The organism is Streptomyces anulatus, assembly GCF_000721175.1.
GTDB classification, from domain to species: Bacteria; Actinomycetota; Actinomycetes; order Streptomycetales; family Streptomycetaceae; genus Streptomyces; species Streptomyces anulatus_C.
In genome coordinates this window covers 1-25,633 of record NZ_JOEZ01000034.1, presented here as the reverse complement: position 1 = coordinate 25,633, position 25,633 = coordinate 1, and the positions used below count along the sequence as shown (strand labels likewise).

The 25,633-nt window shown below is 71.9% G+C and carries 27 protein-coding genes, 1 tRNA gene and 1 pseudogene; 14 read left to right on the top strand and 15 right to left on the bottom strand.

The annotated features are described in order from the left end of the window. Nucleotides 1–52 precede the first annotated feature (52 nt). The gene (locus IG90_RS0131055; RefSeq protein WP_030591939.1) at nucleotides 53–922 is read left to right on the top strand and encodes a class II fructose-bisphosphate aldolase; all 870 of its coding nucleotides are present in this window, start codon (nucleotides 53–55) and stop codon (nucleotides 920–922) included. A 72-nt stretch (nucleotides 923–994) separates the two neighbouring features. On the opposite strand, the gene IG90_RS0131050 is transcribed toward IG90_RS0131055, so the two are convergent. The 5 genes from IG90_RS0131050 to IG90_RS0131030 form a co-directional block, all read right to left on the bottom strand. Then, nucleotides 995–2,032, bottom strand: coding sequence for a hydroxyacid dehydrogenase (locus IG90_RS0131050; protein ID WP_030591937.1), 1,038 nt, complete (start codon nucleotides 2,030–2,032; stop codon nucleotides 995–997). Then, entirely contained in the window at nucleotides 2,029–2,961 is a 933-nt protein-coding gene (locus IG90_RS0131045) for a carbohydrate ABC transporter permease (protein WP_030591934.1), read from the bottom strand. The genes IG90_RS0131050 and IG90_RS0131045 overlap by 4 nt, the downstream gene beginning before the upstream one ends. Beyond that, nucleotides 2,958–3,959 carry a carbohydrate ABC transporter permease gene (locus IG90_RS0131040; protein WP_030591930.1) on the bottom strand — a complete coding sequence of 334 codons (1,002 nt, stop codon included), beginning with the start codon at nucleotides 3,957–3,959 and terminating at the stop codon, nucleotides 2,958–2,960. Before IG90_RS0131040 ends, IG90_RS0131045 begins: the two co-directional genes overlap by 4 nt. Nucleotides 3,960–4,040: 81 nt before the next feature. After that, entirely contained in the window at nucleotides 4,041–5,348 is a 1,308-nt protein-coding gene (locus tag IG90_RS0131035; RefSeq protein WP_030591927.1) for an ABC transporter substrate-binding protein, read from the bottom strand. 236 nt (nucleotides 5,349–5,584) lie between these two features. Further along, complete coding sequence (locus IG90_RS0131030) at nucleotides 5,585–6,727, bottom strand: substrate-binding domain-containing protein (RefSeq protein WP_030591924.1); 1,143 nt, start codon at nucleotides 6,725–6,727, stop codon at nucleotides 5,585–5,587. A 304-nt stretch (nucleotides 6,728–7,031) separates the two neighbouring features. Between IG90_RS0131030 and IG90_RS0131025 the strand changes: the two genes are divergently transcribed. Further along, nucleotides 7,032–9,440: a polysaccharide lyase 8 family protein gene (locus IG90_RS0131025; RefSeq protein WP_030591921.1), complete on the top strand. Its 2,409-nt coding sequence runs from the start codon at nucleotides 7,032–7,034 to the stop codon at nucleotides 9,438–9,440. Between the two features lie 86 nt (nucleotides 9,441–9,526). Here the strand turns inward: IG90_RS0131025 and IG90_RS42675 are convergent. Further along, nucleotides 9,527–9,759: pseudogene (locus IG90_RS42675) on the bottom strand (AAC(3) family N-acetyltransferase); the annotation flags it as partial. Nucleotides 9,760–9,844: 85 nt separating this feature from the next. Here IG90_RS42675 and IG90_RS0131020 point away from each other — a divergent pair. Next, complete coding sequence (locus IG90_RS0131020) at nucleotides 9,845–10,357, top strand: DinB family protein (protein ID WP_030591918.1); 513 nt, start codon at nucleotides 9,845–9,847, stop codon at nucleotides 10,355–10,357. 218 nt (nucleotides 10,358–10,575) lie between these two features. Here IG90_RS0131020 and IG90_RS0131015 read toward each other — a convergent pair whose 3' ends face one another. The 4 genes from IG90_RS0131015 to IG90_RS0131000 form a co-directional block, all read right to left on the bottom strand. Continuing rightward, nucleotides 10,576–11,076: a GNAT family N-acetyltransferase gene (locus IG90_RS0131015; protein ID WP_030591915.1), complete on the bottom strand. Its 501-nt coding sequence runs from the start codon at nucleotides 11,074–11,076 to the stop codon at nucleotides 10,576–10,578. 59 nt (nucleotides 11,077–11,135) lie between these two features. Next, nucleotides 11,136–11,306, bottom strand: a complete 171-nt coding sequence (locus IG90_RS44455) for a DUF6381 family protein (RefSeq protein ID WP_233436135.1) — start codon at nucleotides 11,304–11,306, stop codon at nucleotides 11,136–11,138. A gap of 440 nt (nucleotides 11,307–11,746) precedes the next feature. Next, entirely contained in the window at nucleotides 11,747–11,926 is a 180-nt protein-coding gene (locus tag IG90_RS0131005) for a hypothetical protein (protein WP_030591912.1), read from the bottom strand. A 133-nt stretch (nucleotides 11,927–12,059) separates the two neighbouring features. Continuing rightward, a complete protein-coding gene (locus IG90_RS0131000; RefSeq protein WP_030591909.1) occupies nucleotides 12,060–12,494 on the bottom strand; it encodes a hypothetical protein in 435 nt (144 codons plus the stop codon). 172 nt (nucleotides 12,495–12,666) lie between these two features. On the opposite strand from IG90_RS0131000, the gene IG90_RS0130995 reads away from it, so the two are divergent. Together IG90_RS0130995 and IG90_RS0130990 are read left to right on the top strand one after the other, a co-directional pair. Beyond that, nucleotides 12,667–13,209: a helix-turn-helix domain-containing protein gene (locus IG90_RS0130995; RefSeq protein WP_030591906.1), complete on the top strand. Its 543-nt coding sequence runs from the start codon at nucleotides 12,667–12,669 to the stop codon at nucleotides 13,207–13,209. Continuing rightward, the gene (locus IG90_RS0130990) at nucleotides 13,202–13,588 is read left to right on the top strand and encodes a DUF4180 domain-containing protein (RefSeq protein WP_030591903.1); all 387 of its coding nucleotides are present in this window, start codon (nucleotides 13,202–13,204) and stop codon (nucleotides 13,586–13,588) included. The genes IG90_RS0130995 and IG90_RS0130990 overlap by 8 nt, the downstream gene beginning before the upstream one ends. 191 nt (nucleotides 13,589–13,779) lie before the next feature. On the opposite strand, the gene IG90_RS46235 is transcribed toward IG90_RS0130990, so the two are convergent. Further along, the gene (locus IG90_RS46235; RefSeq protein WP_233436131.1) at nucleotides 13,780–13,935 is read right to left on the bottom strand and encodes a sporulation protein; all 156 of its coding nucleotides are present in this window, start codon (nucleotides 13,933–13,935) and stop codon (nucleotides 13,780–13,782) included. Between the two features lie 293 nt (nucleotides 13,936–14,228). Between IG90_RS46235 and IG90_RS0130980 the strand changes: the two genes are divergently transcribed. The 5 genes from IG90_RS0130980 to IG90_RS0130960 all read left to right on the top strand — a co-directional run bounded on the left by IG90_RS0130980 (nucleotide 14,229) and on the right by IG90_RS0130960 (nucleotide 18,360). Beyond that, a complete protein-coding gene (locus tag IG90_RS0130980; protein ID WP_030591900.1) occupies nucleotides 14,229–15,566 on the top strand; it encodes a hemolysin family protein in 1,338 nt (445 codons plus the stop codon). Beyond that, entirely contained in the window at nucleotides 15,563–16,579 is a 1,017-nt protein-coding gene (locus tag IG90_RS0130975) for a hemolysin family protein (protein ID WP_030591897.1), read from the top strand. The genes IG90_RS0130980 and IG90_RS0130975 overlap by 4 nt, the downstream gene beginning before the upstream one ends. A gap of 125 nt (nucleotides 16,580–16,704) precedes the next feature. Beyond that, the gene (locus IG90_RS0130970) at nucleotides 16,705–17,325 is read left to right on the top strand and encodes an L-threonylcarbamoyladenylate synthase (protein ID WP_030591894.1); all 621 of its coding nucleotides are present in this window, start codon (nucleotides 16,705–16,707) and stop codon (nucleotides 17,323–17,325) included. 74 nt (nucleotides 17,326–17,399) lie between these two features. Continuing rightward, on the top strand, nucleotides 17,400–18,020 hold the full coding sequence (locus tag IG90_RS0130965; protein ID WP_030591891.1) for a hypothetical protein: 621 nt from the start codon (nucleotides 17,400–17,402) through the stop codon (nucleotides 18,018–18,020). 115 nt (nucleotides 18,021–18,135) lie between these two features. Further along, a complete protein-coding gene (locus IG90_RS0130960) occupies nucleotides 18,136–18,360 on the top strand; it encodes a hypothetical protein (RefSeq protein ID WP_030591888.1) in 225 nt (74 codons plus the stop codon). A 188-nt stretch (nucleotides 18,361–18,548) separates the two neighbouring features. On the opposite strand, the gene IG90_RS0130955 is transcribed toward IG90_RS0130960, so the two are convergent. From IG90_RS0130955 to IG90_RS42665, 3 genes are all read right to left on the bottom strand, one after another. After that, the gene (locus IG90_RS0130955; RefSeq protein WP_030591885.1) at nucleotides 18,549–20,225 is read right to left on the bottom strand and encodes an ABC-F family ATP-binding cassette domain-containing protein; all 1,677 of its coding nucleotides are present in this window, start codon (nucleotides 20,223–20,225) and stop codon (nucleotides 18,549–18,551) included. A gap of 307 nt (nucleotides 20,226–20,532) precedes the next feature. Beyond that, complete coding sequence (gene mptB, locus IG90_RS0130950; protein ID WP_030591882.1) at nucleotides 20,533–22,029, bottom strand: polyprenol phosphomannose-dependent alpha 1,6 mannosyltransferase MptB; 1,497 nt, start codon at nucleotides 22,027–22,029, stop codon at nucleotides 20,533–20,535. 91 nt (nucleotides 22,030–22,120) lie between these two features. Then, on the bottom strand, nucleotides 22,121–22,339 hold the full coding sequence (locus tag IG90_RS42665; protein ID WP_233436130.1) for a hypothetical protein: 219 nt from the start codon (nucleotides 22,337–22,339) through the stop codon (nucleotides 22,121–22,123). Here IG90_RS42665 and IG90_RS0130945 point away from each other — a divergent pair. After that, a tRNA-Trp gene (locus tag IG90_RS0130945) sits at nucleotides 22,339–22,415 on the top strand. The genes IG90_RS42665 and IG90_RS0130945 overlap by 1 nt on opposite strands. Nucleotides 22,416–22,449: 34 nt before the next feature. Here the strand turns inward: IG90_RS0130945 and IG90_RS0130940 are convergent. Further along, the gene (locus IG90_RS0130940) at nucleotides 22,450–22,719 is read right to left on the bottom strand and encodes a hypothetical protein (RefSeq protein ID WP_030591879.1); all 270 of its coding nucleotides are present in this window, start codon (nucleotides 22,717–22,719) and stop codon (nucleotides 22,450–22,452) included. A gap of 132 nt (nucleotides 22,720–22,851) precedes the next feature. Between IG90_RS0130940 and IG90_RS0130935 the strand changes: the two genes are divergently transcribed. From IG90_RS0130935 to IG90_RS0130925, 3 genes are all read left to right on the top strand, one after another. Continuing rightward, nucleotides 22,852–23,472, top strand: coding sequence for a DinB family protein (locus IG90_RS0130935; RefSeq protein ID WP_030591876.1), 621 nt, complete (start codon nucleotides 22,852–22,854; stop codon nucleotides 23,470–23,472). 149 nt (nucleotides 23,473–23,621) lie between these two features. Then, nucleotides 23,622–24,455: a PP2C family protein-serine/threonine phosphatase gene (locus tag IG90_RS0130930; protein ID WP_030591873.1), complete on the top strand. Its 834-nt coding sequence runs from the start codon at nucleotides 23,622–23,624 to the stop codon at nucleotides 24,453–24,455. A 63-nt stretch (nucleotides 24,456–24,518) separates the two neighbouring features. Further along, nucleotides 24,519–25,541 carry an MASE1 domain-containing protein gene (locus tag IG90_RS0130925; RefSeq protein WP_164493938.1) on the top strand — a complete coding sequence of 341 codons (1,023 nt, stop codon included), beginning with the start codon at nucleotides 24,519–24,521 and terminating at the stop codon, nucleotides 25,539–25,541. Nucleotides 25,542–25,633 lie beyond the last annotated feature (92 nt).

Sequence of the window (25,633 nt, the reverse complement as noted above, 5' to 3'; positions counted from 1 at the left end):
CGGCCCGGGTCATCCCCACCCCCGCCCGACGGTCCCTCATCTTGGAGTCGACATGCCCATCGCCGCCACCGGCGATCTGATCGCCGAGGCCGCCGCGCAGCACCGCGCGGTCGCCGCGTTCAACGTCATCACCCTGGAACACGCGGAAGCCATCGCCGAGGGCGCGGAGGCGGCGGGTTCGCCGGTGATCCTGCAGATCAGCGAGAACGCGGTCGCCTACCACCGGGGCCGGCCGCGGCCGCTCGCGCGCGCCGCGGCGGAGGTGGCGGACCAGGCCGCCGTACCCGTATCGCTGCACCTCGACCATGTGCAGTCGACCGATCTGCTGCACCGGGCGGCGGACTGCGGTTTCAGTTCGGCGATGTTCGACGCCGCCCGGCTGCCGTACGCGGAGAACCTCGCGGCCACCCACGCCGCCGCCGTATGGGCGCACGAGCGGGGCCTGTGGCTGGAGGCCGAGCTCGGGCAGGTCGGCGGGAAGAACGGGGAGCCGGCGCTCAACGCCCATGCGCCCGGGGCCCGTACGGATCCCGACGAGGCCCGGTCGTTCGTCGCGGCCACCGGGGTCGACGCGCTGGCCGTGGCGGTCGGCACCTCGCACGCCATGACCTCACGGGACGCCGTCATCGACCACGGCCTGCTGGGCAGGCTGTGTGCGGCCGTTCCGGTTCCGCTGGTGCTGCACGGTTCGTCCGGCGCCTCCGACGAGGAGCTGGCCCACGCCGTGGCCGGCGGGATCCGCAAGGTCAACATCGGGACCGCGCTCAACATCGCGATGACCAGAGCGATACGGGAGCGACTGGCCCAGGACGACCGGGGCGTGGATCCGCGCCGCTATCTGGCGGACGGCCGGGACGCGATGGCCCGTACGGTGGCCCGGATGATCGCGGTGCTGCCCCCGGGGCGGGCACAGGCCGCGTGACGTCACGCCGGGGCGCCCCGGCGTGCCCCGGGCCGTCCCGGCGAGCTGGGCGATCCGGTGTACGGGTACGGGTCACGCCTGCTGGTGCAGGGTGCGGGGGTCCACCGCGTGGGCGAACGGCAGGCCGTGCGCGTAGCGTTCGAGCTCGTCGACGGCGGCGTCCGCGAGCCGGTGGAGTTCGCCGCCCTGGGACCCGGCGATGTGCGGGGTGAGGAGCACGTTCGGCAGGTCGTAGAGGAGTGAGTCGGCGGGCAGGACCTCCGGTTCCGTGTGGTCGAGCACGGCGTTCAGGCGTCCGGAGGCCAGTTCCTCGACGAGCGCGTCCGTGTCCACCAGCGAGCCGCGCGCGGTGTTGACGAGGGTTGCCCCGTCGCGCATGAGGGCGAGGCGCCCGGCGTCGAACAGGTGGCGGGTCGACGGGAGTTCGGGGGCGTGGATGCTGACGACGTCGCTCTCCGCCGCCAGGGCGTCGAGGCCGGCGCGCTCCACGCCCAGGGTCCGGGCTCCGGCCTCGTCCAGATACGGGTCGTGGACCAGGACGCGCAGGTCGTACGGGCGCAGCAGCTCGACGACGCGGCGTCCGATGCGGGAGGCGCCGACGATGCCCACGGTGCGGCGGTAGTTCCCCACGCCGGGGAACCTTTCGAGGAGGTTCACCCGGGAGCGGGCCTCTCGGTAGACACGGGCGCTCTCCAGGACGTTCTTGTTGGCGAAGAGGATCGCCGCGACCGTGTACTCGGCGACCGGCAGGGCATTGGCCGTCGCGGCGGTGCTGACGGCGATGCCACGGTCCCAGACCTCCTGGGTGATGTGGTGCTTGACGGAGCCGGCGGCATGGATCACCGCGCGCAGCCGGGGCATGGCGCTCAGGGCCGCCGGGCCCAGGGGCGGGCAGCCCCAGCCGGTGAACAGGACCTCGGCCTCATGGAGCCCGTTGCGCTGGGCAGGGTCGTCGGCGTCGAAGTCGGTGACGAGGAGGCCGGGGACGAGGTCGGCGACGCGGGTGAGCCGGTCCAGGGCCGCGGGGGCCAGGATCGCCGCACGGGTCTCGCCGCTCATCGCCAGGACGGTGCGGGGGCGGGTCCGCTGGGGGGCGGCGGGGTGGCTCACTTGACGGCTCCTGCAGTGAGGCCCGAGCGCCAGAAGCGCTGGAGGCAGAGGAAGGCGACAATCAGGGGGACGACGGCGACGAGCGAGCCGATGATGACCAGCGGGTAGAGCTCCGGCTGCTGGTAGACGTTCTGGTTCCACATGTAGAGGCCCAGGTTGACCGGGTAGAGCCGGTCGTCGTTGAGCATCATGAGCGCGCCGTAGAAGTTGTTCCAGCTCGCGGTGAAGGAGAACAGGAAGATGGTCACGAAGCCGGGCGCCAGCATCGGCAGGGCGACCTTCACGAAGGTCCGCACCTCGCCCGCCCCGTCCATCCGGGCCGCTTCCAGGACCTCGCCCGGCACGTACCCCTCGGAGAAGACGCGGGCGAGGTAGACGCCGAACGGGTTCACGAGGCTGGGGATGAGGACGGCCCAGTAGGTGTTGACGAGGCCCAGTTCGGAGGCCATCAGGTAGAGCGGGAGCTGGACGACGGTCGAGGGGATGAGGACGCCGGCGAGGACGACCCCGAACCACTTCTCCCGGCCGCGGAAGGCGTATTTGTCGAAGGCGTAGCCGCAGGCGACGGAGATGAGCGTGGAGAGCCCGGAGGCGACGACGGTGTACAGGAGGCTGTTGAGCAGCCAGCGGACGAACACCCCGTCGTCGTAGGCGAGGAGGGCGTTCAGGTTCGCCAGGAATGCGAAGTCGCCGAGGCTGAACGGGTTGGTGGCGAACAGGTCCCGGTAGCTCTTGGTGGAGGCGATGAGGAGCCAGGTCAGCGGCATCAGCGTGTAGACGGCGACGACGGCGAGCACGGCGTTCACCATGACACGGGAGGTGAGTCCTCCGCTGCGGCGGGCGGGCCGCGTCGGGGTGGAACGGCGGCCGGCCCCGCTGCGGGGCGGGGAGGCGGGCGGTGCGTCGGGGGTGGCTGTCTGGGTGCTCATGAGGCCTTCCACCGGTTGCCGAGCTTGGTGACGACGAAGGACAGCAGGCCGGCGACGAGGGCGAGCAGGAGGGAGCTCGCGGCGGCCAGGCCGTAGTCGTGGCCCTTGAAGGCCGCGGTGTAGATGAACATGGCCGGCGACCAGTCCTCGCCCATCGTGTTGGCGCGCAGTTGGACGAGCTTGGGGGCGTCGAAGAGCTGGATGGCGCCGACGCAGGTGAACAGCAGGGTCAGGACGACGGTCGGCCGGATCATCGGGAGCTTGACCTGGAGGGCGGTGCGCAGGGCTCCGGCTCCGTCGACGGTCGCGGCTTCCAGGACCTCGCGGGGAACGGCCTGGAGCCCCGCGTAGAAAATGATCATGTTGTAGCCGGTCCACTGCCAGGCGGAGATGTTGACGACCGAGAAGATCGCCTCGTCCTGGCCGAAGAAGTTCCACTGGGCGCCGAGTGCGTCGAGGGCGTCGGTGATCGGGCTGAGGCCCGGTGTGTAGAGGTAGAGCCAGATCAGCGAGGCGATCAGGCCGGGCACCGCGTGCGGCAGGAAGTAGGCGATCTGGAAGAAGCGCCGGGCCCGGGCCATGGTCGAGTCGACGAGCAGGGCCAGGACGAGTGCGCCGCCGGCCATCGCGGGGATGTAGAGGGCGCAGTAGAGCGCGATGTTCCCGAACGAGCGGAGGAACGCCTCGTCGCCCAGGGCTTCGGTGAAGTTGCCGAGCCCGGCGAAGACACGCTCGGTTCCGCCGAATCCCAGGCCGGAGGACTCCTCCCGGTAGAGGCTCATCCAGGCCGCGTAGATCATCGGCAGGACGGTGACGGCGGTGAAGAGCGCGAAGAACGGGACCGTGAACAGGGCGACGGCCCGGCGCTGTCCGCGCCGTGTGCCGGCGCCGCCCGGGGCTCCGGGCTTCCCTGGTCCGGCGGGACCGGCGGGACCGGCGGGCGGCGGCGCGGCCTGGGGTGCCGGGGTCTGGCCCGGCCGGGCGAGTGGGGCTGCCACCTGGTGCTCCTTCGGCAGGATGGGCTGGACGAGGTGAGAGGACGGGCCGCCCGGAACGGTGTGTCCCGGGCAGCCGTGCGGCTACTCGGCGAGCTTCAGGCCGCGGTCGGTGACCGCCGTCTCCCCCTTCGCCTGACCGGAGCTCAGCATCTTCGTGTGGTCGCCTCCCGCGGCCATCTGTGCCGAGGTGACCTGCTGCTGCACCGGGCCCCAGGTCCAGCCGGGCACGATGGTGTCGGCGGCCTCGCCGGCGACGGCGTACACGTCCTGGCCGGCGAAGTAGGAGGTGTCGAACTCCTTCGCCGCCGCGGCGCGCATGCCCTCGTTGGCGGGCAGGGCGCTGCTGGGGGTCTTGAGGGAGCTGAGGCGGGCGGTCATGGCCGCGGGGTCGGTGGTGACCCATTTGATGAACTCGGCCGCTGCCTCGGTGTGTTCGCTGCCCTTGGGCACGATGTAGGAGGTTCCGCCGTACATGCCGGTGCTCGGCCTGCCGTCCCAGGTGGGCAGGGGGGCTATGCCCCACTTGCCCTTGCTGTCGGGGTAACTGACGGGGAAGGTCCCGGCGCTCCAGGCGGCGCCGATGACGGTGGCGACCTTGCCGGTGGAGCGCTCCTTGGCCTCACCCTCGCCCCAGAGCGGTGTCTTGGAGGCGAGGCCGTCCGCGAGGAGGCCGTCCCAGTAGGCGGCGACCTTGCGGGAGGCCGGGTCGTCGATGTTCACCTTCCAGGCGTCGCCCTCGGTGCCGTACCACTGGGCGCCGGCCTGCCAGGCGAGGCCGGAGAGCAGGGCGGGGTCGCCGCCGCCGAAGTTGGTGATGGTGACGTCGGGGTCGGCCCGGTGGATCTTCTCGGCGGCCGTACGGTACTCGGCCCAGGTGGTCGGCACGTCGACGCCGTGCTTCCTGAACAGGTGATTGCGGTAGAAGAGCTGGATGGGCGTGACGTCGAACGGCACCGCCCAGGTGGAGCCGCCGAGGTTGACCAGGGACTGAACCGCTTCGGGGAACTCCTTCTTCACCAGCTCGCCGGAGCTGGGGGTGAGGTTCTCCAGGTTGCCCTCGCTGGCGTACTCGGGCAGGGCGGAGTAGTCCATGGTGGCCACGTCGGGGGCGTTGCCGCCCTTGACGGCGTTGGACAGCTTGGTGACGCCCTCGGGGCCGGCGGGGACCAGCGAGAACGTGACCTTGATGTCGGTCTGCGTCTTGTTGAACGCGTCGGCCGTCTCCTTGGCGCCCGCGGCCGCGGACCAGAAGGTGAGGGTGACGGGCTTGCCGCCGCCGGGGCCCGAGGTGTCCGACCCCGATCCGCCGCCGCAGGCGGTGACGAGCAGGGCGAGTGAGGCGGCGGACGCCGCGAGGGCGAGGCGGGACGTGCAGGCGATACAGGGCATGGGCCGGGCTCCTACGGGACCTCGAACTGCGGGAGATGAGGTGAACGGCACACATCATTTTGCGCAGAACCGATCGCCGTCAAGAGCAAATGACCAAATCAATCGAATCGATCATCTGAGGGCCGGAGCCCGCTCCTGGCACCGCAGGGCCCCGGGCATGCGAAGAGCCGTGCCCGCAGGGCCTGTTGGCCCGGGACACGGCTCGTGGCGCGACCGGTGGCGTGACTCCTCCCCCGTCAGGGAGTGGCGGCGGCCGCCCCGCAGGAGACCCGGATCCGCAGCGTGGGCAGGATGTCCAGGTGCCGGCGGGCAGCGGGACCCCGGCCCGTCGCGCCCGTGTCCGCCCCCGCATCCGTCGCGCCGGGTTCCGCCACACCGAGCCGGGAGAGCAGGAGCCGGGCGGCGGCGGCCCCCACGGCGTGCTTGTCCGGGGCCACGGCGGTGAGCGGCAGGTCGGCGAGTCCGGCGACCTCGTCGTCGTACGCGATCACCGCGAGGTCCTCGGGCACCCGTACCCCCCGGGCCTGGAGCCGCGGGATGAGGACGATCGCATCCGCGTCGCTGTGCACGATCGCGGCGGTCACGTTGCCGCTCGCCACGGCCTCGCAGAGGTACTCCAGCGTCCGCTCGAAGCGCTTCGCCTCCGACCGTGACGCGGCGTTGTCCAGCGGCGCGGCCGACACCGGGGCGAGCCCCAACGCCTCCACGGCGGCCCGGTAGCCGACCCGGAGCCGGGGGGCGGTCGGGCTGTCCTGCACGGCGAGCGCGATCGCCCGGTGCCCGAGCCCGGCCAGGTGCGCCACCGCTTCGGCGGCGCCGTGCGCATGGTCCGAGCGCACCCGGTCCAGGCCCGCCGCCGGATGGCCGAGCGGCGCCGAGCGTTCCACCAGGACGACCGGGGTCTCCTGCTCCACCGTCCACAGCCCCTCGCCCCGCTCCGGGCAGCCGCGCTCCCAGCTCGGCGTGAGCAGGAGTCCGTCGGCGCCGGTGGACAGCAGTCGGCGGGCCTGGGCGGCGTCCTCGTCGGGCAGGTAGCGGGAGAGCCCGATCGTCAGCCGGGCGCCCGCGGCCTCGACGGTCTGCCGGGCGCCGCGCACGACGTCCGCGTAGTAGTACTCGGTGGTCGGCACCACCATGCCCACCACCAGCCCTTCGGCGGCGGGCGCGGCGGCCGGGGCCGGCCGGGACTGCCCGGAAGGCCACACCACCGCGCCGTGCAGCCGCTCCACCAGACCCTGGGCGGCCAGCGCCTCGACGTCCCGGCGCAGGGTGACGGCGGACATGCCGAGTTCCTCGGCGAGTTCCGCGACGCGCAGGCTCCCACGCTCGCGGACGAGCTCGAGCACCCGCTCGTGGCGCTGATCGACGTGCAGTCGCATGGATCCCCCTGGACTCGGAGACAGCCGGGCCTGCCTGCCTCAACCATATCGATCGCATCCGCTCGAAACGATCCGAGCAGGGTTTTGCCCCGGTGCGACGGGCGCACGCCGGTTCGTACCCGGCGGCGCCTTACCTACCCCAAGAAACGATCGATACGATCAATTCGGCCAAAGTTATTGAGCGAGCCGTCTGGCGACTGCTAGAAAGTGCCCGCCCGCTCAGAACAGTCGGATCCCGGGTTCAGTTCAGCGCCCCGCGCGCCGGGTTCCCGCCGGAGACACGTCACCGACCCGGAGCTCTCCCATGACTTCTGCCTGGTCCCGCCGTACCTTCCTGGCCACCTCCGCGGCGCTCGCCGCCGCGGGCGGCGGCGCCATGATGCTCGCCGCGCCGGGCGCAGCCTCCGCCGCGGACGATCCGTACTCCGCGCTCCGCACCACCTGGAGCACGCTGATCCTCGGCGAGGGGTTCAGCCCGACCGCCGAGCCCTTCCGGAGCCGGCTGGCCGATCTCGGTGCGAAGGCCTCGCAGTGGCTGGAGTCCATGGCTCCGGCGGAGGGCTCGCTCTGGCCCGACGCCGTGTTCGCGGATCCGGACCCGGACACGGACCCCGAGTCGTACGTCTTCTCGGGGCGGATGGCCGACAGTTTCGTCCGCCTGAACACCATGGCCCAGGCCTACCGCCAGCAAGGCACCGGCCTGACCGGGAACACCGGACTGCGCGACGCGGTGCTCACCGGCCTGGAACACCTGAGCAGCCAGGTCTACAACGACGGGCAGACCCGGTACGGCAACTGGTACAGCTGGCAGATCGGCGCGCCGCAGGCCCTGCTGGACGTGTGTGTGCTGATGTACGACGCCCTCACCCCGGAGCGGCTCGCGCGCTACTGCGCCGCCGTCGACCACTTCGTACCGGACTCCGCGGTCGCCTCGTACACCGGGACCAGCACCGGGGCGAACCGGGTCGACCTGTGCCGGGTGCTGGCCCTGCGCGGGGTCGTCGGAGGGAGCGCGGCGAAGATCGAGCTGGCCCGGGACGCCCTCTCCCCCGTCTTCCCGCTGGTGACCAAGGGCGACGGGCTGTACGCCGACGGCTCGTTCATCCAGCACACCACCGTGCCCTACACCGGCAGTTACGGGTCGGTGATGCTCGGCGGTCTCGGGCTGCTGTTCGCGCTGCTGAAGGAGACCACGTGGGAGGTCACCGATCCGAAACGGCAGGTGGTGTTCGACGCGGTGGAGAACGCCTGGGCCCCGTTCCTCTTCAACGGCCTCGTCATGGACGCCGTCGCGGGGCGTGCCATCAGCCGCGGCGGGTCCGACGACCACCGGCGCGGACATCCGATCCTCGCGTCGATCGTGCTGCTGGGACGGGGCGCGCCGGCCGCCGAGAACGCGCGGTGGCGGGCGCTCGTCAAGGGCTGGGCGCAGCGCGACTACTACAGCCCGCCGCTGAGCAACCCCTCGCTCGGGCTCACCGCACTGGCCCGGATCAAGGACGTCCTGGATGACACCTCCCTCACCGCGCTGCCCGAGCCCGACGGCCACCGGCTCTTCCCCGACATGGCACGGGCCACGCATCGCCGTCCGGGCTGGGCGGCGTCGCTGAGCATGGCGGATCGGCGGATCACCTATTACGAGACCGGAAACGGCGAGAACCTGCGCGGCTGGCACACCGGGTCGGGGATGCTCCATTGGTGGGGTGACACCTTCGCCAACGGCCAGTACAGCGACGCGTTCTGGCCCACCGTCGATCCGTACCGGCTGCCCGGCACCACGGCCTCGCGCAAGGTGCTCGCCGACGGGGCGGGCGGCGACTGGGGCGTTTCGCTCCCCGACGTGAACTGGGTCGGCGGGGTCACCGACAAGAAGCGCGCCGCCGTGGGGCAGTACCTCAAGGGTCTTTCCAGCACGCTGATGGCGAAGAAGTCGTGGTTCTTCCTCGACGACACGATCGTGTGCCTGGGCGCCGGGATCCACGGCCGCGACGGCGCGGCCGTGGAGACCACCGTCGACAACCGCAACCTCGGGCCGACGGGCAACGCCCCGTTCACCGTCGACGGCTCGGTCAAACCCCTCACGCTGCCGTGGTCGGCGACACTCACCGGAACGTCCTGGGCGCACCTCGCCGGGCACGGCGGTTACGTCTTCCCGGGCGGCGCCACCGTGAAGGCTCTGCGGGAGAACCGGACGGGACGCTGGCGCGACGTCAACGCCGCGGGCTCCACGGATCCGGTCTCCCGGAAATACCTCACCCTCTGGTTCGACCACGGCCAGGACCCGTCGGACGCCACGTACGCGTACCAGCTGCTGCCGGGCGCGTCCGAACAGCGCACGGCGGCGCGGGCGGCGGACAGCGGCTGGCTGCGGGTGCTCGCCAACACGGACGATCAGCAGGGGGTGGCGGTGGACCCGCTCGGGCTGACGGCCGTCAACTTCTGGTTCGGCGGGAGCGTCGGGCCGCTGGTGGCGGACGCCCCGTGCTCCGTGATGGTCACCGAGCACCCCGACGGGACGGCGACGGTGTGCGTGAGCGATCCGATGCGGATGCGCACCAGCCTGAGCCTCACCTGGAACCGGGCCGTCGCCTCGGTCGTGTCGAAGCCGGCGACGGTGACGTCGGCGACCACGGGGGCGTCGCTGCGCCTCCTCTTCGGCGACCTGTCCGGGACGCGCGGGGCGACGCAGACGATCAAGGTGCGGCTGTCCTGAACCGCGCCGGCGGCGGAGGTCAGGCAGGTGGGTTCAGGTGCTCCTCGATCCAGCGGACGCCGAAGTCCGCGGCCGGACCGGCGTTCGGCGTCGTTCCAGCCGCAGGTGACCCGCAGTGTGCCGGTCGGCACCACCACGTCCAGCAGGGCGTCGATGACGGTCCGGGGCCGCCGGGGACGCAACCGATCGCGGACAGCCTCGCAGGGAACATCACGGTGTCGCCCGGGGCGAGTCCGAGTTCGGTCAGGTCGTCCCGGATCCGGTCCCGGGCGACCGGGCCGTCGGAGCGTCGCAGCAGTTCCGCCCCTCCCTGCCTCACCACCCTGGATGCCGGAGGGGACTCGCGTGCCCGCTCGGACGCGCGCCGGTCATACTGTCGGCCGACACACGGACTGGGGAACAACATGACGAACGACGACCGGATCGGGCCTCCCCTGCTGGGGAGCGAGCGCGAGACCCTGCGGGCCTTCCTCGACTACCACCGGGAGACCCTGGCCATGAAGTGCGCGGGGCTGAGCGACGAGGAGTTGCGCGAGCGGTCGATGCCGCCGTCCGCCTTGTCGCTGCTGGCTCTGGTCCGGCACCTGGCGGAGGTGGAACGCACCTGGTTCCGGAGGGTGTTCGAGGACGAGGCGGCCCCGATGGTGTGGTCGGAGAAGCTCTTCGACTTCCAGGCGGCGTACGACGCGAGCACCTCGACCCGGGCCGAGGCGTTCGCCGCGTGGGAGGCGGAGGTGGAGACCTCGCGCCGGATCGAGCGGGAGGCGGCCTCGCTGGACCTGGTGGGGCGTCAGCAGCGGTGGGAGAAGGAGGTCTCGCTGCGGATGGTCATGGTGCACGTCCTGCTGGAGTACGGCCGCCACAACGGTCACGCGGACCTGCTGCGGGAAGGGCTGGACGGGACGGTGGGTGCGTGAGACCGCAGCCTGCGGCCGGTCCCGTGCGCCCTTCCGCCGCTGCCAGTGCCGTATGCCCTCGACCGCGGTGGTCGTCCCGGTCGGGGGCGCGGTCGGTCCAGGCCGCCGCCGCTCGCCGCACCCGTCGCGACGTCGCGGACGTCGCGGAGCAGCGACGGCGGAGGGCGGCGGCGCAGGCATCGGCGTCGGCATCGGCCTGACCGGCCGGGCGACCGGGGTCAGCGGCGGCGGGTCAGCACGCGGGTGGTGCTGCCGTCGTCCTCCGCGATGTCCCTGACGTGCTCGAAGCCGATCCTGTGCAGCAGAGTCAGCGAAGCCTCGTTCGCGGCGGCGACGGTGGCGTGGACCTCGGTCAGCCCGAGGGCGCCGAAGCCGTGGGCGACGACGGCCTGTGCCAGTTCGGTCCCCAGGCCGGTCCCCCACGCCAAGGGTGCCAGGGCGTAGATGATCTCGTGGCCGTCGACGACGTCGGTCCGCTTGATCTCGGCGTGCCCGACGAGGATCCCGTCGCGGCGGACGGCCCAGACGGCGAACAGGTCCTGGGCGTACACCTTGGTGAAGACCCGCGCGAAAAGGGCCCGGTCCTCCGCCTCGGAGGACGGGCCCTCACCCATCCATCGGGACACCCTGGTGTCCTGGAACAGAGCGACGAAGTCCTCTTCGTCCTCGGGGACGTACGGCTCCAGCAGGAGCCTCTCGGTGCGCAGAGTCGGTGTCACGGCGCATGACGCTACCCGGGTCACGGCGGCCCGGGCAATCAACCCTCCGCGCACACCGGTCAGGAGGGACCGGAATCGGCCGCCGGGTCCTCGCGCAGCAGCCGCTGAGCCTTCTCCCGCAGCCGCTGCCGGTGCTCCGGGTCGGTGGCGCGGTCGGCGGCGCGGCCCAGCTCCTCGGCGCGTTCACGGGTCCGGCGGGCTCGCTCCACCGGGCTGTCGTACAGGTTCATGGGGATGTCCTCCGTCATCGGTCCTCCGTCGGCAACCGGCATTGCGTGCGCGACCGGAGAACAAGGGGGGTGTCTCGTCGATCAGGGCCGGAAAGGGCCGCGGCGGCGGGCGCGGTGCGTCGCAGGGCGCTGGAACGTCCTCATCGCGGAGCGATGCGGGCGTTTCGGCGACGCCGCGAGGGACGGGGGCTCCCCTGCTCGCTCGAAGCCGAGAGCTCGGGGAGGTGCCCTGCGTCGCGGACCCGGCCATGATCGACGGGATACCCCCTAGCGTCACCGGAGTCGGTCGCGCCCGCATCTCGTGCGGCTACGTTCGGTGACGGCGGGGAGGGGAAGACGGGGTTCCCGGGGGGACGACGAACGCCGCCCCGGGCGCGGTCGTTGCCGTGCCCGGGGCGGCGGACCGTACTGCTGGGCCCGACGGTGCCGTGCGGGGTGCGTCAGCGCCTGCGCGAACCGCCGATCCGGCTGCCGGCGCCCACGCCCGCGACCTGCAGGGCGAGGAGCAGGAGACCGAGCAGCATCACATTGCCCGACGCGAAGACGTCGTTGGTGGATATGTCGGCTGCGTTGATCAGGAAAGCGATGAAGAACAGGACTGCGGCGGCGATACCGAGCATGGGAGGTGCTCCTTCCGAGCGATGCCCTCCGTGTGCCCGCGATCGGGGGAGGTAGGCCCCGGCCGCGCCGGGGCGTCCGGTGGCACGGTTCCTCCCGCCCCGTGCGACTGCCCCGACGCAGCAGGCGCGCCCGTCAGTCGGCGGTGTGGTCCGGATGCCCCTCGGTCCGCCGGGCCGCCTTCATCTCGGCCTCGTAGAGGTGGTCGCGGCCCTCGGCGAGCTCCTGTCTGATCTGCCGTTCGATCGTCCGGAACACGTCGTAGTAGGTGGCGTTGTACTCCTCGACGATCTGGAACGTCCAGTGCCCGGGGATGACGTTGCGGCCGAGGATCTCCCGTTCGACCTGCTCGGCCCGGTGTCCGTGCCCTGCGGCGCGGAGCAGTCGTACGGCGTCGTCGAGGGCGAGGTCGGCGCTCCCGGTGAGCTGGTGGAAGTCGTAGAGGGCGCCGCGGGCACGCTCGGCGGTCTCCAGCGCCTTCGACAGGGCCCCGAGGGCCTCGACGGTGGTGTCGGTGACGCCTTCGGGTCGCTGGTGCGGCGGATCGGGCGGCGGGGCTTCGGGGTTCATGGGACTCCTTGTCCGCGTGGCGGCCGTGCGTGACCCACCTTGCTGTCCCGGGCCGCGTCGCACCCCCCGAACAGGTCCGGAACGCGTAATGACCGACTGCGATCTTACCTAAAGTACTGCACTTTCATGCGACTGAGCTCAGGTAGGCCATGTTGCCGTACGATAGGGAACTATGGGGAATGGCGAGCGTGAGCTGTACTCGGTCGGCGAGGTGGCCGAGCTACTGGGTCTGCATGTGCGGACCGTCCGGAACTACGTCCGCGACGGCCGGCTCAAGGCCGTCCGGATCGGCAAGCAGTACCGGATCAGCAAGGAGGACTTCGCGGCTCTGACCGGCCGACCGGCCGACGACCCGGCCGACGACCCGGCCGACGGCACGATCCCGGAGCCAGCACCCGCGCCGGGACACGTCGAGGCGTCCACCATCGTGCAGATCGACGCGCTCGGTCCGGACGCCGCGCACCGGCTGAGCACGTTCGTCACGGCGAGCGCGCAGTCCGCGCGGGACACGTCGGACCCCCTGCGCATCCAGACGGTCTACGACAAGGAGCGAACCCGGATGAAGATCGTCATTCTCGGCGGCGCGGCCGCCACCGCCGATCTGCTGCACATGATCGACGGCCTGCTGGGCCCGGAAGGCGACCTGTTCACGTCCACGGCCACCTCCGCATCCCGTTCCTCCTCCACGGGCGGGCAGGGGGCGGACCGTGCCTGACATCGTCGAGCACCACGGCATCCCGGTCCTGGTGTGCGATGCCGACGGGGCGACCATCGCCCATGTCCAGGACGCCCTGGACCATCTGATCGGTGCCGCGTTCCAGAACGCTGACGTGGTCGCGGTGCCGTCCACGCGGCTGGACGACAGCTTCTTCGATCTGAGCACCGGCTTCGCCGGAGACGTCCTGCAGAAGTTCGCGAACTACCAGCTGCGGCTGGTCGTCGTCGGCGACATCGACCGTCATCTGGCGGCCAGTTCGGCCCTTCCCGATCTCGTCCGCGAGGCCAACCGCGGCCGGGACATCTGGTTCGTCCCGGATCTGGACGCGCTCGCGGACCGGCTGGCTCCGAACGTGGCGGGCCGGCCGACCGGCTGACCCTCTTCCGCTCGGGCCCGGTGGTGCCCTGGCTCACGGTTCAGCCCTCGTCGTCGCCTCCCGCGCCCACGAAGGCGTCGCCGATCTCGTCGACGACCTCGGTGGCGACCATGCCGCCGACGACGACGACGGCCACGCCCGCCGCGACGCCGGCCACCACCGCGCCCGCGCCGGGGCCCGAGCGGTGCTGGTCACCGGGGTGCTCTTCTGGTTGCAGGGCGGTTGCTGACCGGTCCCCGGATGTGGCCGAGCTCCAGGTCCGCGGAACTGAGCCCGTGGCCGACCTGCCCGAAGGCCTCCAGGATCGCCCGGATGGTGTGGACGGGCGGCAGAGGTGTGTGAGCCATCTCGCCCGGGGCAGAACCCCTGGGCAGAAAGAAATCTCCCTAGCCCGTGACCGCCCGCACAGTTCCGGGCATCAAGATCACGGGCGACCTTTCCCGGGCGGCACCCCGTGTGACACCCGCCACTCCCCTTTGCTTTGCGCTCCCTTTACTATCTATGGGCGGGTTCACACCCGTCCCCCACCGTCGATCCCGACGACCCGAACAGAGAAGGAGCTGCGCACCGCAATGGGTGAGCCTCCCAGTACGAACCGTGTCATCCCCGACTCCGCGCACCAGGGGACGGAGGTGACACGGTGAGCGAAGTGATCCTGCTCCTGCTCGCGCTCGCGCTGACACTCGCGTGTGCGGTGTTCGTCGCGGCCGAGTTCTCGCTGACGACCATAGAGCGCAGCGAGCTCGAACGCGCCGTCAAGGCCGGCGAGCGCGGTGCCGAGAGCGCGCTCAAGGCCGCCAAGCGGCTCACGTTCCAGCTCTCCGGCGCCCAGCTCGGCATCACCGTGACCTCCCTGGTCATCGGCATGCTGGCCGAGCCGTCGCTCGCGGTGCTGCTGCGCGGCCCGCTCGCGGACGTCGGGCTTCCGGCCGGTGCCGTGTCCACGGTCGCCACCCTCCTCGGCGTGGCCGCCTCGACCGTGGTCCTCATGGTCATCGGTGAGCTGGTCCCGAAGAACTGGGCGATCTCCAGCCCGCTGACGGTCGCCAAGGTCGTCTCGACCCCGCAGCGGGCGTTCACGGCCGCTTTCGCGCCGCTGATCCGGCACCTCGACAACACCGCGAACCGCGCCGTGCGGCGGCTGGGTCTGGAGCCGGCCGAGGAGCTGGCCTCCGCCCGTACCCCGCAGGAGCTGATCGCGCTCGCCCAGCACTCCGCACGGGAGGGCGCCATCGAGCAGGACTCGGCCGAGCTGTTCGTCCGCACCCTGCACCTGGCGGAGCTGTCCGCCGAGAACGTGATGACGCCGCGCGTCGACGTCCGGGCGCTGGAGGCGCACGCCACCGCGGCGGACGCCGCCAACCTCACGCTGGCCACCGGCCTGTCCCGCTTCCCGGTCTACCGCGAGAGCCTGGACGAGGTCATCGGCACGGTCCACATCCGTGACGTCCTCGCCCTGGACGAGTCCGAGCGGTCCCGGACCCCGGTCACGGCGCTGGCCACCGAGCCGCTCCTGGTCCCCGACTCGCTGCCCGTGGACCGGCTGCTCGCGCAGTTGCGCAAGCACCGGACGATGGCGGTGGTGATCGACGAGTACGGCGGTACGGCAGGAGTCGCCACCGTCGAGGACATCGTCGAGGAGGTCGTCGGCGAGGTCCGCGACGAGCACGACCCCCATGAGCGTCCCGACCTCGCACCGGCCGAGCCGCTCGGCGACGGGCGCCCGGTCTGGGAGGCCGAGGGCAGCATCCGGCTGGACCAGCTCGACCGCATCGGCTTCCCTGCGCCGGAAGGCCCGTACGAGACGCTCGCCGGCCTGCTCGCCAACCAACTGGCCCGCATCCCGGTCCGTACGGACCGGGTGGAGGTCGACGGCTGGCAGTTCGACGTGCTCGACATCGAGCACCACCGCGCCGACCGGGTCCGGATCACCGCCCCCGTACCGGCGCTGGCCCTGGTGCGGGAGGACGCCCGATGACCGCCGTCCAGCTCGCCATCGGCGCGCTCACCCTGCTCACCAACGCGTTCTTCGTGGGCGCGGAGTTCGCCCTCATCTCGGTCCGCCGCAGTCAGATCGAGCCGCAGGCCATGCGGGGCAGCCGACGCGCCAAGAGCACCCTGTGGGGCCTCGAACACCTGTCGGCCGCCATGGCCACCGCGCAGCTCGGCATCACCATCTCCTCCCTGGTGCTCGGCGCCGTCGCGGAACCGGCCATCGCCCATCTGCTGGAGCCGCCGTTCGACGCGGTCGGTGTGCCGGAGGCGCTGGTCCACCCGATCGCCTTCGTGATCGCGCTGACGCTGGCGACGTATCTGCACATGCTCATCGGCGAGATGATCCCCAAGAACATCGCGCTGGCCGCCCCCGTCGCCACCGCGCTGGCGCTGGGGCCGTCCCTGGTGGGCCTGACTCGGGCCCTGCGGCCGGTCATCTTCGGCATCAACGCCTTCGCCAACATGCTGCTGCGGCTGCTCAAGGTCGACCCCAAGGACGAGGTCGCCTCGGTGTTCACCGACGACGAGCTCGTGCGGCTGGTGAAGGACTCCAGCGACGCCGGACTGCTCGCCCCGGCCGACGGGGAGCGGCTGCGGGACGCGCTGGAGCTCGGTACCCGGCCGGTCGGCGAGGTCCTGGTCCCGCTGAACCGGACCGTCACCGTCGCCCTGGGCATCACCCCGCAGGGTCTGGAGCGGGCCGCGGTCGCCTCGGGCTTCTCCCGGCTGCCGGTCACCGGACCCGACGACGGGCTGCTGGGCTACTTCCACATCAAGGACGCCCTCGGCGTGGCGGAGCGCACCGAGGCGCTGCCCAGGAGCGCCCTCCACCCCGTCATCCGGGTCGAGATCGACACCCCGCTCGACGACACCCTCACCGCGATGCGTGCCGCCGGAACGCATCTCGCGGCGGTCGCCGGGGACAAGGGCACGGTCATCGGCTTCGTGACGATGGAGGACGTACTGGACGAGCTGGTGGGGGCCGCCGCGGTCTGACCGGCCCGGCGGTGGACACCACCGCACGAAGCGGAAGGAGAGGCGGCCCGTCGCACGGCGGGCCGCCTCCCGCGCTTCCCCGCAGAGAGCTCTACCGGTCCCGCCCGAGCGCGTAAGCTCGGCGAATGGCCAAGTACTTCGACGTGCACCCCGCAAATCCCCAGCCCCGCACCATCAGCACGGTGGTCGACAGCATCCGGTCCGGTGCGCTCGTCGCGTACCCGACCGACTCGTGCTACGCCCTGGGCTGCCAGTTGGGCAACCGTGACGCCCTCGGCCGGATCCGGTCGATCCGGAACCTCGACGACAAGCACCACTTCACGCTGGTGTGCCACGACTTCGCGCAGCTGGCGCAGTTCGTCCGCGTGGACAACGACGTGTTCCGGGCGGTCAAGGCGGCGACGCCCGGCAGCTACACCTTCATCCTCCCGGCGACGAAGGAGGTTCCCCGCCAGTTGCTGCATCCGAAGAAGAAGACGGTCGGCGTGCGCATCCCCGACCACGTCGTGACCCAGGCGCTGGTCGCCGAGCTCGGCGAGCCGCTGCTCTCCAGCACTCTGCTGCTGCCGGACGAGGAGGAACCGCTGACTCAGGGCTGGGAGATCAAGGAGCGGCTCGACCACGAGGTGGACGCCGTCATCGACTCCGGCGACTGCGGCACCGAGCCGACCACGGTGATCGACTTCTCCGGCGACGAGCCCGAGGTCGTGCGCCGCGGAGCCGGGGACACGTCCCGCTTCGAGTAGCCCGTACGGCAGCGGACCCGCCGCGCCGGTCGCAGGTCCTCCCCCCGCCGCCCATGACGGAGGAGACTGGCGGCGTGACAGGTGAGCGGCTGCGGTTCGACGGCTGGATCGCCGGTGTGGGGACCTCCTCGGGCACCCGGCTGGTGGTCGGGCACTGGCCGCGGTCGCCGTTCGGGGCGTTCAGCGACGTCATGGTCGAGCATCCCGACGGCGAACGGGTCCTGCTGGCCCCGTCCCGGCGGATCGCGGACTTCGTGGCCGCCACGTACCGCTTCGACCGGATCGAGGTGGTGCCCGTGACCGTCACCGTCGCCGGCGACACCTGGCGCGTCGAGGCGGGGCCGCTGTGCCTTCGACTGCGGACCGGACGCCGGTCCGCCCTCGGTCTGCTGCTGTCCGCCGTGCCGGCTCCGCTCGCCCGCAGCCCGTTCTGGGCCGCGCTGTGCGACGTGCCGGCCCGGCTGCTGATGCCCGGCGTCCGCACCCTGGGCCGCGCGGGCCCGGGGCGGCGGGAGTGGTACGGGGCGCGGGACCTGCGGCCGGTCGTGGCCGCAGACGCCGTGCTGGACGGGGTGGGCCTGGGCGTGCTCGCGCCGCTCGATCCGCCGGTCGCCTTCGGGTTCGGCTCCGCCCCGCGGGGCCCTTCCCTGGTGCGCGTCACCACAACGGTGGAACTCGGGACCGCCGGGCGGTGAGGGCCTCCGCGGCCCCCGGGCGGGCGCGGGAGCCTTTTCCCGACCGGCTGCGGCTCGCTCGCGCAGGGGGCCGGCCGGGGATGCGAGGGGGCGGGGCGCGTCGCAGGGTGGACCCATGGCTAATCCCCCGATCGTCATCCACCGTCCGACCCCCTCGGGCGGCCGCCGGGTGACCGTGCACTACGAAGGCCGGGACGAGATACTCGGGCTGGCCCACAGCGACCACGACGTCATCGTGTTCCTGGGCGAGGCCGGCCTCGAGGAAGCGGACCGGATCCTCGACAATCCGGTCTGGGTGGAATGGCGGGGCGGGCGGGCCCACCGCTACGAGGCGGCCTGAGAGCCCGCACCACCCGACCGTCCAATCCGTCGAGGATGGCCGAACCGGCTCCTCGGGCGTCTGACCGGATGTGTCCGTCCACCGGCCGGTACGAGGCGTCCCGGTCCGCGGATACGCGTCGACCGTCCACTCCCCCGAGGCCATCACTCCGGTGATCAGTACGACACGGGGGCCGAGGTCAGCACCCATCACGCCGTGCCCGCCGGGGTGGACTCCGGGCTGCCGAACAGTTCGCGGACCTCCACGGCGTCGGACTCCCGCAGCGCCTCGTCCAGCAGGATCCAGCGGGTGATGCCCACGGATTCCAGGAACGGCAGGTCGTGGCCGGCGATGACCAGCGCGCCCTCGTAGGACTCCAGGGCGCTCGTCAGCTGCCGCACGCTCGCCAGGTCGAGGTTGTTCGTCGGCTCGTCCAGCAGGAGCAGTTGCGGGGCGGGGGCGGCGAGCATCGTCGCCGCGAGCGCGGCACGGAACCGTTCGCCGCCCGAGAGGGTGCCCGCCGGCTGCTCCGCGCGGGCCCCCTTGAAGAGGAACCGGGCGAGCTGTGAGCGGATCTGGTTGTCGGTGGTGCCCGGGGCGGTGCGGGCGACGTTGCCGGCGACGCTCAGCGCGTCGTCGAGGACGTCCAGCCGCTGCGGGAGGAATTTCAGCGGCACCGCCGCCGTGGCCTCTCCGGTGCTCGGCGCGAGCTCCCCGGTGAGCGTGCGCAGCAGGGTCGTCTTGCCGGCCCCGTTGCGGCCGACCAGGGCGATGCGTTCGGGTCCCCTCACCTGGAGGCTGCCCTCGCGCAGCCTTCCGTAGGGGAGGCTCAGGTCCCGCACGGTCAGGACGGTGCGGCCCGCGGGTACGGCGGTGTGGGGCAGGCTCACCTTGATCTCGGCGTCCCGGCGGATGGCTTCGGCGGCTTCCTCCCTGCGTTCACGGGCCTCGTCGAGACGGTCCTCGTGCAGCCCTCGGAGCCGGTCCCCGGACTCCTGGGCCGAGCGCTTGCGTTCCCCGGCGACGATGCGCGGGGCCTTCCGACGGCCGTCCAGCTTCCTGTCGTGGCGCTGGCGGCGGGCGACCTTGATCCGGGTCTCCTCCAGTTCGCGCTGCTGTCGGCGCAGGTCGGCGTCAGCAGCCCGCAGCATCCGCCCGGCGGCCTCCTGCTGGGTGGTGAGGGCCTCCTGGTACGCGGTCCAGCCGCCCCCGTACCAGCTCACCGAGCCCGATCGCAGTTCGGCGATGCGGTCGACCCGCTCCAGCAGGTCCCGGTCGTGGCTGACGACGATCAGGATTCCGGTGCGCCAGGAGTCGACGGCGTCGTAGAGCCTGCGCCGGGCGAACAGGTCCAAATTGTTGGTCGGTTCGTCGAGGAGGAGGACGTCGGGGCGTTGCAGGAGCAGCGCGGCCAGGCGCAGCAGAACGGTCTCCCCGCCGGACAACTGCCCTACGGTACGGTCCAGTTCGACGGCGCCGAGCCCGAGGGAGCCGAGGGTGGCCAGGGCGCGTTCCTCGACGTCCCAGTCGTCGCCGACCGTCTCGAAGTGCTCCTCCCGCACGTCTCCGGACTCGATGGCACGCAGGGCGGCCCGCCGCTCGGCGATGCCGAGGGCCGCGTCGACGCGCAGGCCGGTGTCCAGGGTGATGTTCTGGGGCAGGTAGGCGAGGTTCCCGCCGACGGTGACGGACCCCGCCGAGGGGCGCAGGAGCCCGGCGAACAGGCGCAGCAGAGTCGATTTTCCAGCTCCGTTGTCGCCGGCCAGACCGGTGCGGCCCCGGGGGACGGTGAGGGAGATTCCGTCGAAGAGGTTCGTGCCGTCGGGCCACCGGAAGGTGAGGTTGGAGACGGCGACGGAGGCGCTGGGCGCGGTGGGATGGCTCATGTGGTTCTCGCAGTCGGAAGCAGAAGGAGCGGGGGCTTCGTATGCGAACAGCACGCGGCGACCCGGCCGAGGGCCGGAAAGAGGTGGGAAGAACCGTCCTGCGAAGTGAGGGACGACTCAGCACCGAGGTCGCATCCACGCGGGAGTCACGGGCGGCAGACATGCCGACAACGTCGTGACCGTGTACGGGCCAGGGCCGTACCGCGCGATGATCGCGGACCTCAGATGCGCAACGTCCACCTCTATCGGAGACAACAGGACCCGCTCAGCGTAGCCGAGGATCTTGTCGGGCGTCGAGGGGATGGTGCTACGGAGCGCTCTGCGCGGAGTGGGCCGCGGCCTCGGCTGGAGCGTTCTCGGCGGTCGCGTCCGCCGGGCCGCGCTGTCCGGGCAGTCGGACGCCGGGCGGCACGACGGGGGTCCGCCGGACGGCGAGGGTGGCGAGGACGGCGGCGAGCCCGGCGAGGGCGAATCCGAAGGGCGGGGTGGCGCCCATGGGGTGGGTCTCGTACACCAGCGCCGCCGAGAGCACGGTCAGGACGGCGGAAAGGCGGCCGTACTGTTCGGTCGCGGCGACCACGGCCATGCCCCACAGCAGGTACCAGGGCTGGACCATGGGCGAGAGGGCGACCAGGACGAGCAGCGAGAGGCCGAGCCCGTGGGCGGGCGTCACACCGCCGCGCATCGCGCGCCGGGCCAGCACGAGGATCAGGCCGAGCGCTGCCGCCAGGCCCAGCGCCTGGACGGCGGATTTGACCGGCTCCACGTCGACGTCCAGGAGCAGATGGGCCAGCTCTCCCAGTCCGAGGCCGAGGTCGCTGGTGGCGGAGAGCGCGGTGTGGATGTTCGCGGCGACGCCCTGGGTGTGGAGCCAGCCGAATCCGGTGCCGCTGATCAGCGTCGCCCCGCCGGCGACCGCACAGGCGATCAGGCCGGGCGCGAGCAGCCCCTTGGCCCAGCGGCGCCACCGGGGGCCGGTCGCGGACGCGTGCACAAGGACCCCGATGAACAGGAGCGTCACGGCCGCCGGTGACTTCACCATGACGGCGAGGCCGACCAGGGCACTGCCCGCGATCCACCGTCCGCGCAGGGCGAGGACGAGGCCGGCGAGCATCAGGCCGATCATGAGCCCGTCGTTGTGCATGCCGCCGACCACGTGGATCAGCAGCAGCGGGTTGAGGGCGCCCAGCCACAGGGCGCGGCTTTCGCTGCGGCCGTGCTCGCGTGCCAGTCGGCGAAGGGCCCAGACGATCAGGGCCAGGGAGACGAGCGCGACGATCCGCATCGCCAGGACGGCGGGGACGATCGTGCCGCCGGTGGCCCAGGCGACGGCTGCGGAGAGCAGGAGGAAGAGCGGTCCGTAGGGGGCGGGGGTGTCGCGCCAGTGGTTGCCGACGCTCGCGGCGGCGTCGCCGCCGATTCCGCCGGGGTCCAGGGCGGAGGGACCGACGGTGTAGACGTCGTGCCCTTCGACGACCATGGAGCCCTGGGCGATGTAGCTGTAGACGTCGGCGCTGTAGAGCGGGGGCGCGAGCAGGAACGGGGCGGTCCACCAGGCGAGGGTGACGAGGGTGTCGCGGACGGTGGAGGCGGCCTTGCCGTACTGCCACCAGGCGACGACGAGTACGGTCAGTCCGGCGTAGGCGAGGACGGCGGCGACCGCCTTCGTGGCGGAGCCGTGGTCGGTCCACAGCCCCCAGGGGTCGTGGACCGGCAGCTTCCCGGCGAACCAGCCGCCGACGACGACCGCCAGGGATCCTGCCGCACCCAGCCGACGGTGCCCGACCGCGCTCAAAGCCCACATGACCGGCCAACCTATCGGACGGCCGGGTATGCCCCTCAGCCGCTCCCCCGGCTTGCCGGACGCCCGGAGGAGCTCCGGGCGTCCGTGGCGTTCAGCCGGCGAGCGACTGCTTGAGTGCGGCGAGGCCGTCGGCGTAGATGCCGTGGAGGAGAGCGGCGGCCTCCTCGTTGACGAGGGTGCGGGCGCGGCCGCCCTCGCTCAGTTCACCGCTCGGGATGTACGGGAGCCGGTCGGGAGGGAGCCGAAGCCCCCGATGAGCTGCCGGACGCGGTCGACGGGTACGCGGAGTTCGGTATTCCCCCGTAACCAAGGGGCGTAGCCCAGCGGCCAGAGCGGCGGTCTCCAAAAACCGTATGTCGCAGGTTCGATTCCTGCCGCCCTTGCCATCACCACCCGGCCGGTGTCACCACCCCGCCTCCGTCACCGCACGTCGCCGCGCCAGTCCCACTGGTGACTGTCCGGCGACCGGGGCCCGTACTCGGCGCGTCCGCCCGGACCGTAGGCGCCGATCTCCGTGACCAGCCCGACGCCGTCGCGCAGGTCCGCGTCGCCCCAGCCGGTGACGTCGAGCAGCAGCCCGTCGAGCGGGCCGCCGACCAGCTCGCGATAGTCGTGACCCGGCCTCGGTCCTGGATGGGGGTCGTCGTGGTCGGTGCCGTACACCCGTCGCTGCCTCATCAGCTCGTCCATGCGGGCAGCATCCCACCGGGCACTGACAACGGCTCGGTACGAGGGTCCATCCGGCCACCGTCCGCTGACGTCCGTCGCCCGCCCGCCGGAAATTGGGCGCGCGCCCGCCCGTCGCTGTGGCACGCTCCACCGATGGCTCTTCCACCACGCCTGATCCCGTTGCTTGAGCAGTTCGACTTCGCCTGTGAGCGGCTCCTCGGCCGTCTGGCCGGTCCCGTCATGGACAGCGGCAACGGCGTCGACATCAGCGTCACCCGACTCTGCGACGACGAGTACCTCTGGGAACCCGTGCCCGACTGCTGGTCCGTACGCCGTCGCGACGACGGCCCCGGGGCGCGTGCGACCGTCCTGGCGGGGGCCGGGGACTGGGGGCGGGACGCGGCGGACTCCCCGCATCCGTTCCCTCCTCCGTTCACCACCATCGCGTGGCGTCTGAGCCATCTCGCCGAGATGCTCGCCCTCCGTGCCGACTACTCGTACGGCAGCAGGTCGCTCACGCGCGACGGCTTCCGCACCCCGGGGGACGCCGCCGGGGCGGTGGCCGCCTTCGAGACCGCGTCCGCCGCCTGGCGCGAAGCTCTGCTCACCGCCGACGACGCGGCCCTCGACACCGTCGGGTACAGCACATATCCCAACGGCAGCGACGCGGAGGATCTCTTCGTCGACATCGTCTGGTGGGTCAATCAGGAGGTGCTGCACCACGGCGCCGAGATCGCCCTGCTCCGCGATCTGTACCGCGCCCGGCCGTCCTGAGCGGTGCCCCGGCCGCCGGTGGGCACGCGGAAGCCCTCGCCGCGGCCGCCGCGGCCGCCGCAGTCGCCGCAGTCGCCGCAGTCGCCGCAGTCGCCGCTCAGGGGCGCTCGCCGTATGATTCAGGGACGTAACGCACCGCGGAGCGGCACATGAACCGGCGTCGGACTCCCCGCTCAGCTAGCGCCGAAGACCTGCTCAACACCCTGCACAACCTCACTGCCCGCGCTCGGCGCGAAGTGGAGTTCCACCAGGCCAGGGTGGAACTCGCGCAGGCACTCCAGCGCGACATGCTTCCGGCGGTCCTGCCCGCGCTCCCCGGTCTCCAGTCCGCGGCACGCTACGCACCCGCCCGCCACGGACTGGACATCGGCGGCGACTGGTACGACGGTTTCACGCTCGCGGACGGGGCCCTCGGCTTCGCCATCGGCGACGTACAGGGTCATGACGTCGAGGCGGCCGCCTTCATGGGGCAGGTCCGTATCGCGATGCGGGCCATCGCGGGCACGGCCTCCGATCCGGGCGAGGTTCTGGGCCGGACGAACGATCTGCTGCTGTCCGTGGACTCGGGACTCTTCGCGACCTGCACGTTCCTGCGGCTGGACCCGACGACCTGGGAGATGCACAGCGCGCGGGCCGGGCACGTGGCGTTCGTGTGGGCCACCACGGAGGGCCGGTCCGGCGTCACGGAGGACCCGGGCGGCATGCCGCTGGGCATCGAGCCGGGCGAGGACTACCCCGTCACCCGGCGCACCCTGGACTCCGACGGGGCGATCGTGCTGCTCACCGACGGGGTCGTCGAGGGACCGTCGCTGCAGATCGAGGACGGTCTCGAGCGGGTCCGGCAACTGGTCGCCGCGCACGTCGTGGTGAGCGCGCCGCAGCTGGCCGACGAGGTCCTGGGCGCGGCGGAGCTGACCGGTCACGAGGACGACGCCGCCGTACTGGTCCTGCGGCATGCCGCCGCGCGGCGTGGGCCGCGCTGACGCCGGACCGTACCGCGCGTGTCACCGGCCGACTCACGCCGCGGTCGGTGTCTGATGAGTGGTGTGATCCGCAGCAAGGAAGCCAGACGTCGGGCCGTGTACGTGGCGCAGGTCCTGGGCGTGGCCGGAGCCTACTACCTGTCGGGGCGGCTCGGGCTGATGCGCCAGGTCGTCGTGGACGGCGCGGTCGTCACCCCGCTGTGGCCGCCCACCGGCATCGCACTGGCCGCACTGCTGTGCCTGGGTGTCCGGGTCTGGCCGGGCATCGCGCTGGGCACGCTGGCCACGGTCTCCGAGATCGGCGACGCGTTCACGGTGAGCCGGCTGGCCATCATGCTCGGCAACACGGTCGCGCCGCTGGCCTCGTACGCCCTGTTGCGGAAGGTGGGCTTCCGCAGTGAGCTGGTCCGGCTGCGGGACGGGGTGGGTCTGGTCTTCCTCGGCGCGTTCGCGGGGATGCTGATCAGCGCCACCATCGGGAGCTTCACACTGCTCCTCGACGGCAAGGTCCCGCCGGGACGCTTCTGGCTGGTCTGGTCGTCCTGGTGGGCGGGGGACGCGATGGGGGTCCTGGTGGTCACCCCCGTGCTTCTGGTCCTGCGCGGCGTGCGGTGGCCCCGCCCGGCCGACCGGTGGCTGGAGGCCTCGGTCCTCGCGGTCGTCGTGGTCGTGTCTTCGTTGATCGCCACGCGCAGTTCGCTGTCGGTGATCTATCTGGTGTTCCCGGTGATCATCTGGGCGGCCCTGCGGTTCCAACTGCCCGGCAGCGCGCCGTGCGCCCTGGTCGTCTCCGTGCTCGCCGTTGTCGCGGGCACGGATGCCCTGGGGCCGTTCGCGGGGCACAGCCTGATGCAGATCATGGCCAATCTCTCGCTGCTCAACGGATGCGTCGCGCTCACCGCACTGCTGCTCGGGGCCACCGTCGCGGAGCACAAGAACATCCGCCGTGAGACGGAGAACGCCGTCGAGGAGTTGGAGGCCCTGGTGGAACAGCTCGCTCCACTGTCAGGGCCGGCCGCGGCGCGGTACGAGGACAGACCGCGGCGGCACCCACTCGACGGAGGACCCCACCCGGGCCAGTGCTAGGTGTTCTGTCCATGGAGGTTGGTGACGGATCCCACGGCTTAGGGATCTTGAACGAGTGAGGGCCTTCCGGGTTCGGTGTGGATTGCGACATC